Source organism: Okeania sp. SIO2C9 (assembly GCF_010672455.1).
In the GTDB taxonomy this organism is placed as follows: domain Bacteria; phylum Cyanobacteriota; class Cyanobacteriia; order Cyanobacteriales; family Microcoleaceae; genus Okeania.
Genome location: NZ_JAAHGO010000045.1, coordinates 29,752 through 46,284 on the forward strand (window position 1 = coordinate 29,752; position 16,533 = coordinate 46,284).

13 protein-coding genes and 1 pseudogene are annotated in these 16,533 nt (G+C 37.1%); 3 read left to right on the forward strand and 11 right to left on the reverse strand.

The window, feature by feature from the left end:
* Positions 1 to 786 precede the first annotated feature (786 nt).
* Positions 787 to 2,661: an excinuclease ABC subunit UvrC gene (uvrC, locus tag F6K23_RS26880; protein WP_293161469.1), complete on the forward strand. Its 1,875-nt coding sequence runs from the start codon at positions 787 to 789 to the stop codon at positions 2,659 to 2,661.
* Between the two features lie 805 nt (positions 2,662 to 3,466).
* Here the strand turns inward: uvrC and F6K23_RS26885 are convergent.
* The 5 genes and pseudogenes from F6K23_RS26885 to F6K23_RS26905 all read right to left on the reverse strand — a co-directional run bounded on the left by F6K23_RS26885 (position 3,467) and on the right by F6K23_RS26905 (position 5,965).
* A complete protein-coding gene (locus tag F6K23_RS26885) occupies positions 3,467 to 4,159 on the reverse strand; it encodes an MBL fold metallo-hydrolase (RefSeq protein ID WP_293161471.1) in 693 nt (230 codons plus the stop codon).
* A gap of 691 nt (positions 4,160 to 4,850) precedes the next feature.
* On the reverse strand, positions 4,851 to 5,210 hold the full coding sequence (locus F6K23_RS26890; RefSeq protein ID WP_375340788.1) for a pentapeptide repeat-containing protein: 360 nt from the start codon (positions 5,208 to 5,210) through the stop codon (positions 4,851 to 4,853).
* Positions 5,184 to 5,264, reverse strand: a pseudogene (locus F6K23_RS26895) (hypothetical protein); the annotation flags it as partial. The gene F6K23_RS26890 and the pseudogene F6K23_RS26895, both read right to left, overlap by 27 nt.
* 33 nt (positions 5,265 to 5,297) lie before the next feature.
* Positions 5,298 to 5,450, reverse strand: a complete 153-nt coding sequence (locus tag F6K23_RS26900; RefSeq protein ID WP_293161473.1) for a pentapeptide repeat-containing protein — start codon at positions 5,448 to 5,450, stop codon at positions 5,298 to 5,300.
* A 368-nt stretch (positions 5,451 to 5,818) separates the two neighbouring features.
* Positions 5,819 to 5,965, reverse strand: coding sequence for a pentapeptide repeat-containing protein (locus F6K23_RS26905; protein WP_293161475.1), 147 nt, complete (start codon positions 5,963 to 5,965; stop codon positions 5,819 to 5,821).
* A gap of 383 nt (positions 5,966 to 6,348) precedes the next feature.
* On the opposite strand from F6K23_RS26905, the gene F6K23_RS26910 reads away from it, so the two are divergent.
* Positions 6,349 to 7,221: an SDR family oxidoreductase gene (locus F6K23_RS26910; protein WP_293161477.1), complete on the forward strand. Its 873-nt coding sequence runs from the start codon at positions 6,349 to 6,351 to the stop codon at positions 7,219 to 7,221.
* Positions 7,222 to 7,717: 496 nt separating this feature from the next.
* Here the strand turns inward: F6K23_RS26910 and proC are convergent, their stop codons facing one another.
* The 6 genes from proC to der form a co-directional block, all read right to left on the reverse strand.
* A complete protein-coding gene (gene proC, locus F6K23_RS26915; RefSeq protein WP_293161479.1) occupies positions 7,718 to 8,536 on the reverse strand; it encodes a pyrroline-5-carboxylate reductase in 819 nt (272 codons plus the stop codon).
* Positions 8,537 to 9,035: 499 nt separating this feature from the next.
* The gene (locus F6K23_RS26920; RefSeq protein WP_192901033.1) at positions 9,036 to 9,674 is read right to left on the reverse strand and encodes a cell division protein SepF; all 639 of its coding nucleotides are present in this window, start codon (positions 9,672 to 9,674) and stop codon (positions 9,036 to 9,038) included.
* A 731-nt stretch (positions 9,675 to 10,405) separates the two neighbouring features.
* A complete protein-coding gene (locus F6K23_RS26925) occupies positions 10,406 to 11,119 on the reverse strand; it encodes a YggS family pyridoxal phosphate-dependent enzyme (RefSeq protein ID WP_293161481.1) in 714 nt (237 codons plus the stop codon).
* A gap of 239 nt (positions 11,120 to 11,358) precedes the next feature.
* Positions 11,359 to 11,628 (reverse strand): transcriptional coactivator PipX, encoded by a 270-nt coding sequence (pipX, locus tag F6K23_RS26930; RefSeq protein ID WP_124143128.1) that lies wholly within the window; start codon positions 11,626 to 11,628, stop codon positions 11,359 to 11,361.
* Between the two features lie 362 nt (positions 11,629 to 11,990).
* Positions 11,991 to 13,001 (reverse strand): energy-coupling factor transporter transmembrane protein EcfT, encoded by a 1,011-nt coding sequence (locus F6K23_RS26935; protein ID WP_287275161.1) that lies wholly within the window; start codon positions 12,999 to 13,001, stop codon positions 11,991 to 11,993.
* A gap of 947 nt (positions 13,002 to 13,948) precedes the next feature.
* Positions 13,949 to 15,310 carry a ribosome biogenesis GTPase Der gene (gene der, locus F6K23_RS26940; RefSeq protein ID WP_293161484.1) on the reverse strand — a complete coding sequence of 454 codons (1,362 nt, stop codon included), beginning with the start codon at positions 15,308 to 15,310 and terminating at the stop codon, positions 13,949 to 13,951.
* 574 nt (positions 15,311 to 15,884) lie between these two features.
* Here der and F6K23_RS26945 point away from each other — a divergent pair.
* On the forward strand, positions 15,885 to 16,481 hold the full coding sequence (locus F6K23_RS26945; protein WP_293161486.1) for a hypothetical protein: 597 nt from the start codon (positions 15,885 to 15,887) through the stop codon (positions 16,479 to 16,481).
* The last annotated feature ends 52 nt before the right edge of the window (positions 16,482 to 16,533 follow it).

Consider the following 16,533-nt stretch of genomic DNA (forward strand, 5'->3'; position numbering starts at 1 on the left):
TTTGGAATCCTCTCAATAAATATTGATAAATTGAGCTAAATTTAAATGCTATAATTATAGTTTTACTTTTAATAAATTAGACTTTAACAGTATAGTTTTATTTTAAGAGTATTTGATTTTGACAAATTGGAGATAATTTCATTATTTTTCAATTAACTATTTAAGTATTTAATGAAGTTCTAAATAATTGATTATAAACAAGATTAGTAGATAGAGTATAATGTAAATTATGGGTAAGCATTTCCTGCGGACTGCTGCGCAAACAGCTATTAGCGGTCAGCGCTTCCCTACGGGATGCTACGCAAACAGGAATGAAAATTAACCTAAATAGCTCAAGTTAGCTGATGCCTTTGCTTTTTCCCAGACTTTTAATTCTTGCTCAAGCTCAATCCTAATCCCTACTTCAAATGCAATAAACTAGGAACGCTGAGATCTGAGAACTGGCACCTGAATGCTGACAATTATGGAATGGATTCAATTACTGTATTTTATCTAAGTAAAACATTCAATAATGGATAATTGATAATGGATAATTGATAATTACCTCTCCCTAAAAGGAAGAGGATTGACCAATAAGGAAAAAAATTATTTTTTTCCCCTTAAAAGGGGAGGCTTTAAACCTGAATTATTGAATTATTGAATTATTGAATTATTAATTTTTCGGTAAAAATAATATAAGTTACAAAAAAAAAGAGGAGAAATAATATAATATTGGTTATACATTTATTCTTTTTGAATTTAATTGATAGTTAAGTAAAATATTTACCAGTTAGGATAATTAAAAATATGATAACTAAAATTTTACCCCTAGTAAAAGACTCAAAAAAATTAGAAAATCGCCTCAAAGAAATTCCCCAAACTCCGGGAGTTTATTTAATGCGTGATAGTAGCGATCGCCTGCTTTATATTGGTAAATCAAAAAAGCTGAGAAATAGAGTCCGCTCCTATTTTCGAGAAAGCAAAAACCACAGTCATCGTATCAGCTTAATGGTACAACAAGTGGTAGAAATTGAATTTATTGTCACAGATACAGAAGCAGAAGCTTTGGCATTAGAAGCTAATCTTGTTAAACAGCATCAACCATATTTTAATGTCTTACTCAAAGATGACAAAAAATATCCATATTTATGTATAACTTGGTCGGAAGATTATCCCAGAGTTTTTATTACTAGAAAACGACGATTAGGTAAAGCTCAAGACCGTTATTACGGTCCTTATGTAGATACCAGACTTTTAAGAAATACCTTACATTTAGTCAAACAAATTTTTCCTCTACGCCAACGACAAAAACCTTTATTTAAAGACCGCCCTTGCCTGAATTATGACATTGGTCGCTGTCCGGGAGTTTGTCAGGCATTAATCACACCAGATGAATATCATAAAATTGTGCAAAAAGTCGCAATGATTTTTCAAGGCAGAACAGGAGAATTAATTGATATATTGAATACTCAAATGGCAAAAGAAGCAGAAACTTTAAATTTTGAAAAAGCCGCAGCTATTCGCGACCAAATTAGAGGCTTAGATTCTCTAAATGCCGACCAAAAAGTTTCTTTGCCAGACGATAGAGTTTCCAGAGATGCAATTGCCTTAGCTGGTAATGATAAATTTGCTTGCGTTCAATTATTCCAAATTCGAGCAGGTAAATTAGTAGGTAGATTAGGATTTATTGCTGAAACACCCAATTTAGTAACTGGAGAAAGTAAGGAATTAGGACTAATTTTACAACGGGTTTTAGAATCACATTATCAAACAGTAGAATCTGTAGAAATTCCTGTAGAAATTATTGTGCAATATGAATTACTAGAAAGTGAATTTTTGACAAATTGGTTAACAGAAAAAAAAGGTAAAAAAGTAGAAATTTTCGTACCTCAACGTCAGGGAAAAGCAGAATTAATAGAAATGGTAAAAAAGAACGCTGAATATGAATTGGCACGATTAAATAAAATGAGCGATCGCAACACCGCAGCAATGAACGACTTGGCAGAAATATTAGATATGCCAGAATTACCCCACCGTATTGAAGGTTATGATATTTCTCACATTCAAGGTTCAGATGCAGTGGCGTCGCGAGTCGTTTTTATTGACGGTTTGCCAGCAAAACAACATTATCGACATTACAAAATTCAAAACCCAGAAGTGCAGTCTGGTCATTCTGATGACTTTGCCAGTATGGCAGAAGTCATTCAAAGACGGTTTCGCAACTATGAAAAACAACCCACTACAGAGAAACCAGACTTAATCATGATAGACGGTGGAAAAGGGCAACTTTCCGCAGTGATGAAAGTGATACAAGATATGGAATTATTAGAGGAAGTGCGGGTGGTAAGTTTGGCAAAACAACGGGAGGAAATTTTTCTACCTGGGGAGTCGCTACCATTAAAAACTAATCCGGAACAATTAGGGGTACAGTTATTGCGGAGGTTGAGAGATGAAGCGCATCGGTTTGCCGTAAGTTTCCATAGAGATAAAAGAAGTCAAAGAATGAAGCGATCGCGCCTAGATGAGATTCCTGGTTTGGGACATCATCGGCAAAAATTGTTATTGGGGCATTTTCATTCTGTTGATTATATTCGGATGGCAACGGTACAGCAGTTGGCAGAGGTATCGGGAGTCGGACCAAAGTTGGCGCAGCAAATTTATGATTATTTTCATCCTTCTTAGAATCAGTCCTCAGGAGTCAGTCCTCAGGAGTCAGGAGAAATGGCTTGGGAGCGAGGAGGTAGGATTAATATCATGTCCGGTTGAATACTTATAATTAAGATAGTAGGGGAGCGGGGGAGTAGGGGAGTAGGGGAGCGGGGGAGTAGGGAAAACAGAAAGATTTACTGTTGAAGCATTCATTATAACTTTTTTCATCACGTTCTTATCCGGACATGATATAAGAATTGTCAATTTGGGATTTTTCTGCCCAACTATGAGCCTAATATCATGTTCGGTTGAATACTTATAAATAACTGTTGTGAGGAGTCAGTCCTCAGTCCTCAGTCCTCAGGAGTCAACCCACCCCTAACCCCTCCCAGGAGGGGAAGAAAGGAGGAATACATAGGAAATATTAGAGATGGGGTATTGATAATTTCAGTATTTCTCTGGTACTGTCAGTACCCGGAGTCCTTAAATTGTATTATAACTGACCCGTCCGAACATGATATAAAATACTAATATGCATGAGCATAAACAGCTGAAAACCAGGCACTTTTTTCGACCCCAAAAAGGCACTTGTCTTTATATGTCAATGCTTTTAGATTAGATCAGTAATATCATGTTCCCCCTCCGGGGGAGCTACGCTAACGGATAATCAGTTATAAATAAAATTTCAGAACTGACAATACCGAATAAATACTGAAATTATCTTGAAATACTGAAATTATCTTGATTTTTCTCCTTTCTTCCCTCCTGACTCCTGACTCCTGACTCCTGACTCCTCGCTAAGTTATTTATAAGTATTCAACCGAGCATTATATAAGAGCTAATTCTTAAGCTGTCCACAATTTTGATTTGCTGGAACAGCTTCTGCTATTTTTTTCGGGTTGGATAAATTTAGACTGGTCATAAGTTGAATAAAATCAAGGCGATCGCGACTGACAAAACGCTGGTTAAACCGTTTTTCTTCCCCAATGCTAGAAACAGTCTGACCTTTGTAGTCGTGACCTGGATAAACCAAAGTATCATCAGGGAGGGTAAATAACTTTTGAGTAACCACATCATACAATACCCCTGCATCTCCTCCTTGAAAGTCTGTACGACCGCATCCTCTAATCAACAGAGAGTCTCCTGTTAATAGGTATTTGTTATTTACTAAATAAGCAAGATGACTATCAGTATGACCGGGAGTAGCGATCGCCTGAATCTGAATTTCTCCCACTGCCAATATTTCTTTGTCTTCGAGAAAGCGATCGGCACAAGTCACCTGAGCATTTTTCGGTACAACACCTAAGCATCCTGTTGCAGTCTTTAGCTTACCAGTTCCTGTAATATGGTCAGCATGAATATGGGTTTCCAGACAATAGCGTAGTTGCAATTCTAACTCTGTTAATAATTTCAAGTCTCGTTCCACCTGTTCAAGCACTGGATCGACCAAAACAGCAGTTTTAGTTGCCTGGTCAGCAAACAGATAAGTATAAGTACTTGTTGTTGGGTCAAATAGTTGTCTAAATAACATTTTCTGATCTTATAGCTAGTTTTTTCTAGGCGTTTGGTCAGCAAACCGATTCTACTAATTATACCATTTTGAAAAAAGAATGTTACGAATAATAAGCTCCATCACGCATACTTTATATGAAAGTATATTTGACGAAAAAGATAACTTACAACATCAAAAATGGTATTAAATCTATTCCCATACGACTCCTGAATTCTGTTTGCGGAGCATTCGGTAGGAAATTCTGAATTCTAAGAGATACCCTAGCTATTTGTAGCAAAAATTTATCAATTTGGTATTACAGCACTTTTGAGGAAGCGTGAGGTACAGCTATAAGACTATTTATTTCTATATTCCCTGTTGCCTTCCGGAGCTGTTGTGTTGCCTAGAGCAATAAAACTTTGTACCTCATCAACTAGAAAACTGCTGTAAATATAGCAGTGCAAGGAAAAGGCGCGGATATATCAAAAACTGGTGGTGGTGCATAGTAATGGTAGAGAGTGTGTGGGGAGTGCGGGAGATGGGGAGATGGGGAGATGGGGGGATGGGGAGTGCGGGAGAAATTAAAAAAGATATATCTTCACCATTACCATGCAGGACTACCCAAAAACTTAAAACTCAAACAACGCCAGATTTTTCCTTCTTCCTTCTTCCCTCTTCCTTCTTCCTTTCTTCAATACCATTAATTTTGAGATTTTCACCCATGACAAATCTATTCAAAAATCACTCCTGTTAAGTTAACATCCTCAAGATTAGCATCAGTTAAATCTGCATTAGCCAAATTACAAATTTCTAAATTTGCTCCTTGTAAATTCGCTTTTTTAAAAGAAGTATTACTTAAATTTAAACCAGAAAAATTAGCATTTTTTAAATTCGCTCCGTCAAATATTACTCCAGTTAAATTAATCAACTTAATCTGAGTAAAATCCACTCCTGATAAATCCGTATTTGTAAAATTAGCACCTTGAAAATTTACTTCTTCTGTAAGTAGCTCCATAATAGCACTAACAAAAAAATTATCTAAACCTGTTGCACCTGAAAAATTTGCATAACTAAAATTTGCCCCATTCATTTCACCTAAAGTAAAATGTGCTTCCTGAAAATTTTCCCCTCTACAATTAGCATTTCTAAAATGTGAATCTTCATGCCAAAAATCAGCTCAACTAAAATTAGTATTAATACACACAGCATCATTAAAATGACCTGCAATAAAACAAGTATCACTTAAATCTGCACCTGCCAAACAAGCACCTGCTAAAAAAGCGTGTTCTGAACCACTTAAATTAGCATTTTTGAGATTAGCATTATTCATTAATTGATAATGGATAATGGATAATTGATAATTACAAGAAAGTTAAAACCGTTACGGAATTGAATATCAGGAGATATTATTTATTTTCTTGGTCGATTGGATATGGCGAGGAGACCCGCTCTTATCAGAGCCGCTCCGAAGATCGCCATCCCACCCAACGGGGAAGCTGCGAAGAGAGAACTCCGTTCCGCTGTCGCGTTTCGCGTCAGCGTTGCGTTACGCCAGTTTTGCGAAGCAAAAGCAAACGACCGCTGTCTTGGTCGATTGGATATGGCGAGGGGACCTCGCCATCCCTCGACCGCTTTTTTTCCCCTTAAAAGTGGAGGCTTTAAACCAGAATTATTTAATTATTAATTATTAATTATTAATTATTCGGTAAAATTAAATTGATATAAACTAGAATTACTAAAATTAGCACCTTCAAGATTAGCACCAGTTAAATTGACCCGTGAATCATCATCATGGGAGTCGTTAACGAAGTCAGAAGTCAGAAGTTGTTTTTGTAACGGGTTCATAAACCTTATCCAAACTTTCATCTTGATAACCAAGAAAAGCCTTTTTTATAGACATAATTTAATTTTTTTTCTCCATATTCTCCTATATGCTTTTCAACCTCTTGATGAATGTTTTTTACAGCAAATGCCACTTCTCAACTATTAACAATACCGATGTAATTCTAACATAAATAATGACAACTAGAGTTAAGATAAAGTCTCATTAATTAGCCAAGGGTAAAAATGTTCTTATCTTGAGAGAGAATATTTTTTCAGTTTGTCATGGGGAGCAAACAAATTTCCTTTTGTTCCCTACTCCCTACTCCCTAAATTTTTCCGAAGTGGTTATTTAAAGAGACATGATATAAGACTCTAACTACTATCAAAAAAATCAATAATATCCTATGATAACAATAGTATCAAAAGTAAGTAATATATTGGATAACAGAATGAAAATTGCAATTATCGGTTGTGGTTATGTAGGCACTAAAGTTGCCAAACTGTGGAGTCAAAACGGTCATCAAGTAACAGTGACTACTACAACTCCAGAAAGAGCTTCAGAACTAAAAAATATAACCTCACAAGTAGTAGTAATGAAAGGCAATGACCCCCAAGCGATGCAGGATGTATTGCAAAACCAAGACATGGTATTATTGAGTGTCGGTTTTCGCTCTCATATTGGCATGGAGTACAAACAAACCTATTTAGAAACTGCCCAAACTCTAGTTGCCACCTTGAAAAAAACTCCCAATATTCAACAAGTAATTTACACAGGTAGTTACTCAGTTTATGGTGACAAAAATGGTGAATGGATAGATGAAAATACCCCCGCTAACCCCTCCACTGACAACGGAAAAATTCTCCATGAAACTGAACAAGTCTTATTATCCGCATCCACTCCCCAGCAACGAGTATGTATCCTGCGTCTAGGGGGAATTTACGGTCCCGGTAGAGAGCTGATGAAAATTTTTAGTAGGTCGGCAGGCAAAACTCGCCCTGGGACTGGCGATCATGTCACTAATTGGGTTCACTTAGATGATATTGTCGGTGCTGTAGAATTTGCTAGAGACAGACAGTTGCAGGGTATTTACAACTTAGTTAATGATGTACCAATCAAAGGTAGAGAATTACTGGATGGTTTACATAAATATCAAGGTTTAGAAAAAGTTTCTTGGGATGGTTCCCCCTCATCAATGCGACCTTTTAATGCCAGAGTATCAAATAAAAAATTGAGGGATGAAGGTTTTGAGTTAGTTCATCCGGAAATTGTGTTTTGAAATAGCAGTCAGCACCTCAGCGATCAGCGGTCAGCTCTCAAGGCGTATGATGGGGGATACTCAAGACAAGCCGCTCCGCGTCTACAAACCCCCAGAACACGCACACCACGAGCTTTTTCAAGTCAGCGTGGGGGAAGCCGAACCCGCCGATTTTAGCTGTTTGCATAGCATCCCGCAGGGAAGCGCCGATAGCTTGTTAATAAGGGAGGAGTCAGGAGTCCAGTAGGGTGTGTTAGCGGTAGCGTAACACACCAAAACCCTATATATATTGTCAGTGGCGTAAGTTCCGATCTAGATGGTGCATTACATTTCATTAACGCACCCTACTGGACTATTTGGCGTTGCTGATTCTGGGTATGATGCAAGCCCCCCTAGCCCCCCAATTTTGGGGGGAATAAAACTCTAAAAGTCCCCCAATGCGCGGGGGATGCGCGGGGGCGAAGGCGAGAACCAAACAATCGCGCATTCATACTTCAATTCAGCAACGCCGACTATTTTAACTATTGCCTAATTCTTGAGACCTTTCTTTTGCCGCCATCACTGCTTCAATTAAAGCAGAACGAAAACCCAAACTTTCTAATTCGGCAATTCCGGCAATAGTTGTTCCTCCAGGACTTGTTACCCGGTCTTTCAACTCTGCTGGGTGCATTCCCGACTTTTGTAACATAACTGCCGTACCTAAAACTGTTTGTAATGCTAACTGATAAGCGATCGCTCTAGGTAAACCAGCACAAACTCCCCCATCTGTCAAGGACTCAATTAAAATTGCCACATAACCAGGTCCCGAACCAGATAAACCCGTAACTGCATCCATTAAAGTTTCTGGAACTTCCACTACCTTTCCTACCGACCGTAAAATGCGAGTAGCTAACTCCTGATGTTCCGGTTGAATATGCTTACCAAGAGCGATCGCGCTCATTCCTGCACCTACCGTTGCTGGAGCATTAGGCATGACTCTTACCATAGGTCGTGATCGGAAAGCTGCTTCCAACTTTTGCAGAGGTACACCTGCCATAATTGAAATTACTAATATAGTCTTACCACCAACTTGCCAGTCTGCCAATTCCGATGCTATAGTATCAAATATTTGAGGTTTAACCGCCAGTAACAAAGCTTCCGTTGTAGTAGTCACCACCAAACGATTATCAGTAGTTACCTCTACACCATATTCCCGTGCTAAAAAATCCCGCCTTTGTTGCTGCGGGTCACTAACTAAAATTTCTGAGGGTTGATAAATTTTTTGTTCCAGTAGTCGGGATAATAAAGCTTCACCCATTACCCCACCACCAATTAAACCAAACTTTGCAGTTGTCATTTTTCGCGTTGCTGAATAGCGTGTATGATATTAGTCTTAACTACTTAGGAGCAAACCCAGCACCTAACCCCTCCCAGGAGGGGAACGACCGAGTCAGGAGGAAAGAAAGAGGAATAGAAGAAGAAAGTTTTTTGGTCGCGGAGCGCGGAACGGAGTTCTATCGCACTCCGATAGGGATATGATATCATACCTCAAATCACCAACGCCTCATTTTTCAACTAAAATGTATGAATAGGGAATTGAGAATGGGTTCCTATACCGTTTCACGGAAGTTAGAAGTCAGCACGGGCGAATGAATGGCGATTCGCCCGTACAGAAGGCGCGAAGTAAAAGTTGATAGACTTAAAGTATTAACTACACAATAATTTCAGCCTATTATTCCACATCATCAGTTGCTGACTATTTGTGACATCCTTAGAGTGAATTGGTATTAGATAGATATATATAATTAGCGCTAATTATATTTGTTTGTGACCCCATATCCAAAATTCCTCAGCTATTATTGCATCATTTGAATTTGATCTGGTTGCCAAACTTGAGACCCAGAAGTTCCCACACGAGGGCGTGTTTGAGTCTGAGGCATCTCATTGATTACACCTGCTTGAGTTCTGACTTGTACGCAGCTTGGTGTAAACAGAAAAATACTTTCTCCGATACGTTCCTGATGACCATCCAGAGCATAAGTACCACCTGCTACAAAGTCCACTGCCCTTTGAGCTTGGTCTGGGTCCATAATAGTCAAATTTAAAACCACGGACTTGCGCTCCCGTAGAGCACGAATTGCTTGAGGCATTTCTTCAAAAGTTCGTGGTTCCATAACCACAACTTCTGACATTCCATTTAAAGCGCCAGGCATTCCAATTACATTGTTCATAACCGATCCCATTCCAGATTCTGATTTAACAGCTCCAGTAATACCTGTGCTGCTTGTCGTTGTTGTCGCAGTAGTGGCCCTATTTCTTAATCGGCGACTATTGCGATTTTCCTCTTCTGCTATTGGTATAGCAGCAGGAGCTTGCTGTTGTGGAGGATAAACACTTTGATATTGTTCTCCTTCCACTTCATCGTAATCATATTCGTACTCAACTTGTTCGTTGAGTCCCACAAAATCTTTTAGTTTGGAAAAAATACTATTCACCATTAAATTACTCCTTCGCTACTGTCAAATTCGGGCTATTGTCCCAAGGTAGCTTAATCGTGGGTAGTTTACTACTATTTTTACTTTTTAAGTTGTATTTGATAGCATATCAGTCCTTTTGACTTCTGCTTCATAAAACTGACACAACACGTCACAAAAAGTGACGAATTGATGTTTACTTCCTGCTTCTTGTGAGACCGTCGGCAGTTACTCATCCACAGGCATTAACGGTCAAATCTACCGCACCTCTTGAGTGCGTCTTACATTCTGAGGTCTCCTCAGAATTACGCACTCGCTTTTTTAAATTAATTGACGCATTCAAGTCGCGGTCTATTGATCAGCCACATTCTGGACAATCATAAGTCCTCAGATTTAATGACTTCTCCCCGATAATTTAAAGATACAGGCATTTTAAGCGGATGCTACGCAACGGGACAAATACATATTGCTTGCTTGCTTGTTCTGAGCTGTCACCCAGACTTATCTAGGTCAGACCAGTCAAAGCGCCCCTAGAAACTCACTTGTATTCACATTGTTAGTTTTCGGGAGGTTCTATCACTATGTCAAAATGGTACACTCCCTATCCTGCCATTGCTTGCGTTGAATGTATCAACCGTTGTTTCTTAATTTACCTGGATTTCTCCGTACTAGGACAGTTCCAAGTGCAGATGAACCCCTTACTCAAACTTTAATTTTATCACTTCGGCGGGATAAATCCCAAACCGTCATTTTCATCCCTTGCCTAAAGGCGAGGAGCTTTCAACCTTCTTATGTATAATCCTCCTCTCACCAAATAGAATTCTACCTAGTCTAATCATAGTTGTACCAGCAGTTATGGCTAAATTATAATCTTCTGACATTCCCATTGAAAGTTCCTGGATATTTAGATTAGACAAATTTTTTTTGCTAATTTCCTGGGCTAACTCCTGAGTTTTCTCAAATACTGATAAGGTTTGCCCATGATCTAATCCTTGGGGTGGAATAGTCATTAGACCCTTAATTTTAAGATTTTGACATTGATTTAACTGTGGTAAGTCAGTAATTAATTCTGGTATACTCCACCCATACTTATTAGGGTCGGGTAAAATTTTGACTTGCAGGCAAATATTAGGACTACAAGATAACTCTTCTGCTAAACGGTCAAGGCGTTTGGCCAGTGTTAAATTATCTACAGAATGAATCCATTGAAACTGCTGTAAGGCTTTTGCTGCTTTATTTCCTTGCAAGTGGCCAATCATATGCCAGGTAATATCTGGTAAATCTCGTAGTTGGCCTTGCTTTTCTTCTGCTTCTTGAACTTTATTTTCTCCAAAATCTCTTATTCCTGCTGCATAAGCAGTACGAATAGCATCAACTGATACCTGTTTAGTTACAGCAATTAGGCGTATTGATGCAGGTAAGTTAGAGCGGATTTTAGTAATACGTTCAGTAATTGACTCAACCATTTTATCTTGAGATTTGAGAATTTCTTATTATCTTTGTCTGTGGCGGGCTTAATAACCCACCGTCAACGGGGGTGCTTAAAATTGCTTGGGGTGATAAGACACGCAGGTGGGCGGTCTTGACTATACCCATGCAATTTTCCCTTCTGCCTTCAGCATAGCTGCCTTCTGCCTTCTTCAAGATTAGGCCGGACAATATAGTTAACTTTACTTTACTTGAGTAGAAGCACAGAACAGTTTCATTATTGAAAAGTATTTTTGTGAACTGCCTGAAGTTTTTGGTACTCAGTTGCTTGACCATTTCGACGCAGTTGGCGGAGGCGAATTTCCACCATTAAACGTGCGTCTGAACGACCTAAAGGTTCAAATTTAATACCTCCTATTCCATTTGTCACTAAAAAAAATAAGCGTTGAGCATAGAGGGTAGTAAATAATTCTTGGTTATCCTCAACTAAGCACACTCTGTATAAGAGGCCAAAGTTAGGATGGTTCATATAAGTTTCGTTGGTCATTTAGGCTTAAAAATCAGCAGATAATGACAGGATTTTTAAATAACTTAGTGGCCTTTGTCAATTGAAAGCCCCTAATTGTTTTAGATTTTAAATTTTACAGCTTAACAGATAAATTTAGGTTTTTGTTTTTTTCTGTAAATTATTAAATTCTCTTAGAAGTAAATAGACCCAGAAAATATATTTTCTGCAATTATAATTATTTGATATTTGAGTTGAATATCAATCTATAATTTTTGTCTTAAAAATTATCAACAAAATCAATCAGTGACTAGGTATCCCACAGAACTTTTTGAATTTTTTTGACTTTGAATACATTAACCATACCAGATAAATAATTATCTATAAGAATATATAATTTTGTTTTAATTTTGTCCTCCCCAAACTAACCTAACCCACCAGAATAACACTAAGGTAACCAATACTAACCAGTCCAATACCTTTAACTGTAGATCATGCCATTGTACTTTATGTTGATCGGGAGTTGTAAAACCTCGCACTTTCATTGCACTGGCAATTTGATCTGCTCGCAATAGCAAATTTTCTAATAGTCTTTCTGCTACTATTAACCATACCTGAGAAGCTTGTCGCAGTCCTAGTTTTTTCCAGTTAATTGCTCTAGTTCTAACTGAACGAACTAAATTTTGTATTTCCTCTAAAACTAGGGGAATAAACCTTAAGGATAACGTTAAAGTTAAACTTATTTCTGTTACAGGTAAATTTAATTTATTCAAAGGTTGCATTAAGTCTTCTATTCCGGCTGTAATTTCTTCTGACCCTGTGGTTAAAAGGTATAAGTTCGTACTATAAATAACGGTGAATAATAAGGTGGCAATCCTAATACCTAAATCTACTGAACGACGAGTTATAGTTAGTGGTCTTTGTTGAAAAAGGACGTATTTATAAGAGGTGGGTTGAGGTAATTCAGTTGGTTTTTGCTGTTGTGTTTGAGAAGTTGATTCAGTTGAAGTTTCTGTTTTTACCAATCCAAAAAAATTGGAAAAATTTTTAGCTTCTGGTACTGGTGGTAAATTATTAGTTTGTTCAGCAAAGGTTAGTTCATCTTTTGGTAGACGGGGTTGATAGTTAATTGAAAGTCCATCAGGGGCAATAGCTGCACTCATGACAAAAACTAAACAACAAAATGTGAGCAACCAACCCATTTGTCGTTTCCAAACTCGTAAAGGAATTGAGGCACTAAATGTTAATAAAATTAACATAGCTACTAATATTAAACGCCAGATTGAACTACTCAAAACTGGGCTGATTAGAAAGCTCATTAGCCAGATTAATTTAACTCTCGGGTCGAGTTTATGTAGCCATGTTATGGGTTTTTCTAAGTATAGTCCTAAAGGAAGCGATCGTAGTAAATCCATTTTTACTTTGGTGGTAGGTTATTTCAGTTATCAGTTATCAGTTATCAGTTATCAGTACTTCTTGCTTTCCTACGGAATGCTGCGCAAACAGCTAGAGGCTTGAAATCTGAAATATTCTCTTCTCTTGGTCGATTAGAGATGGCGAGGTCTCCTCGCCATCTCTCGACCGCTTTTTTATCCCCTTAAAAGGGGAGGCTTTAGAGCATAATTTTTCGGTAGTTACAGTCTTAATCTCTATATTTCTACCAAACTAAACTACTTTAGCAGTATTTTATCAAACTGGTATTAGGTGGTAGGTTTTATCTCAAGTCTTTGGAATTAATTAAAATCACGAAAAGTTGAGCGATATGAGATATAAAAGAACAAATTTAGATGAAATATAAGTTATTTTGCTATCTACCCATCTCTGGTAATGAATCAAAAGAGGGAGTAAGAAGTAGGGAGTAGGAATTAGGGGTAAATAATACCAATTTGATAAGTGTTTGTTACAAATAGTAGAGGTAAGGAAGAAGGAAGAAGGAAGAAGGAAGAAGGAGAAAAAATTGTAAAAAAGGTAAAAACAATAGATATAACTATCTAAAATGAACGAAAGCCACTATTTTAAGCATATCTGATCGAGAGGCACTTTTTATAGCATTCTTTTTTCAAATTGGTATAATTGATAATTTATGTGCGATAATTGATTTCATTTTTTATTATGGAATATGTCTAATATTAATGTTATTTATCTCAGTATTTAACCAGATATAACATTATTTAGCAAATAAAAAAAACAGGCAAATATATTAATAATTAACTTTAACAATTACCTGTTAATTATCAAAATAATTGGGTCGCGCAACCCCACCGGGAAATGGCAAAATGTTTTTGGAGACTTGCTCAGATCCCCGTTACAAAAAAACTTCTAACTTTTGACTTTTGACTTTTGACTTTTGAATTCATTAACCCTAAACACGAGTTGCTCTATTAACAGTATTATGCTCTACTTCCCGAGCTTTTTTGCCACGCCAAAGTAATCTTATTGGTGTTCCTGTAAATCCTAAATGTTGACGAAACTGACTTTGTATATAACGACGATAATTATCAGGAAAACGCTTGGGGTCATTCACAAATAAAGCAATTGTTGGTGGTTTACTTGTTACTTGAGTTCCATAATAAATTTTTCCTTGACGACCCTGACGAGTCGTTGGAGGAGAATTCCAACTAATAGCTTCCTCTAAAACTTCATTAATAACTGAAGTTGTTACCCGACGCTGATATTCATTGGCAGCATTATCTATTAAATCTATAATTTTCTCTACTCGTTTTCCTGTAGATGCACTAATAAAAATTATCTCTGCCCATTCCATAAAATATAGTCGCGACCTTACTTCTTGTTCATAAGTATAAATAGTATAGGCATCCTTTTCCACAGCATCCCATTTATTCACCACAATAACGCAAGCTCTACCTTCCTCAATAATCCGGTCTGCCAATTTTTGGTCTTGCTCTGTTACCCCATCTAAAGCATCAATTACAAACAGAACAACTTCAGTACGACGAATAGCTTTAAAAGCTCGATTAATACCAAAAAATTCTGCACCATATTCCACATTTTTCTTTTTTCTAATACCAGCAGTATCAATCAAACGATAAGTTTTTCCATTACGTTCTACTACAGTATCAATAGCATCTCTTGTAGTACCAGAAATAGGACTAACAATTGCACGATTTTCTCCAAGAAATGCGTTTAATAAACTAGATTTACCCACATTAGGACGACCAACAATTGCTACTCTAACCTCATTTGTTTCTGGAATTTCAGTAATAGGTGGTAAATGGGTAATTAACTCATCCAATAATTCTCCAGTGCCATTGCCATGAATGCCAGAAATGGGATAAGGTTCTCCTAAACCCAATTCCCAAAACATTGCAGCTTGGGTTAATCCTTCTGTCAGAGATTCGCACTTATTAACCGCTAGGAGGGTAGGGACAGGTTGTTGACGAAGCCATCTAGCTATTTCTTCATCTCCTCCAGTCAGACCAACTTGTCCATCTACTACAAAAATAGCAACACTTGCTTCCACGAGAGCGGCCATAGCTTGTTCGCGAATTAACGGTAAAAATTCTGTATTATCATCAAATATCAAGCCTCCTGTATCTACAACTTGAAATTCTCGGTCTCGCCAATATGCGTTACGGTAAGTACGATCGCGAGTTATTCCTGGTTCGTCATGGACAATTGCATCTTGATTCTCGGCCAAGCGATTTACTATTGTGGACTTTCCCACATTTGGTCTGCCAATAATAGCTACTATAGGTAAGGACATACTTAATTTTAATTAGTTTAGCTAAATATAACAATATGATTTTAGTTGTGAGATATTGAAGACTTTTAGGCAATAGGCAACAGGCAACAGGCAACAGGCAACAGGCAACAGGGAAAAAACGAATATATATGAATAAGATAACTGCCATGTTCTATGCTTTAAAGGAACACCCCAATTCTCACATCTGATTTCTGATTGCTATATAAATTATTCAAACTTTTATTGTAGCAAGAATTTTGTTGAAGCAAGTTTTATATCATTTCTGTTTAATAAGACATCTCCAGAAAAGAGGGAATAGGGAATAGGGAATAGGTATGGAGGGGGAAATAACTGATAATTCCTGTACGATAATTGATTTTATTTTTGATTTTTACCAGATGTCTATATAGTGGTGAAAAAAATTATCTTCTCACTTCAAGGGTAAATCTCTTTTCCTTCTTCCTTCTTCAATTGATTTTATTTTTGATTTTTACCAGATGTCTATTAGTGGTGAAAAAAAATTATCTTCTCACTTCAAGGGCAAATCTCTTTTCCTTCTTCCTTCTTACTTCTTCCTTCTTGTTTCTTACTTCTAATGAATACACCAAGTCATGCCATTATTAATCTAGTTATTCTTGCTAAACCACAATTACCACAAGCTAATCTTGCAATTGTAATAGGTGGAGTTTTACCAGATATTCCGATCTTTATTTTCTACTTTTGGGCAAAATTTATTGTCCGGTTACCAGAAGCCAAAATTTGGTCAGAAGCCTATTATCAACCATTAATACAAAATCTTGTTGCTACTTTTCATTCTATTCCTTTAGCAATAATTTTATTACTAATTTCTTACTATTTTGGCTGGGAAATCATGCAAGTTATTTGTATTAGTTTGGTGCTTCATTCTCTGTTTGATTTACCAGTACATAATAATGATGCTCATAGACATTTTTTCCCTTTAAGTAATTATCGATTTATTAGCCCTATTTCTTATTGGGACCCGAAACATTATGGAGCAATTGTTGCCTTGATAGAAATTTTACTGGTGTTATTAGCAAGTTTGTGGATATTTCCTAGTATTAATTCTGCAATAGGAAAAGTATTGATAGTTCTAGTTAATATTTTTTATGGTAGTAGTTATATTTATTTTTATAGTAGAAGGAAGAAGGAAGAAGGAAAAGGGAAGAAGTGAAAAAGGAAAAATCTGGCTTTGTCTGAGTTTTAAACTTTTGATATGTCCGCGC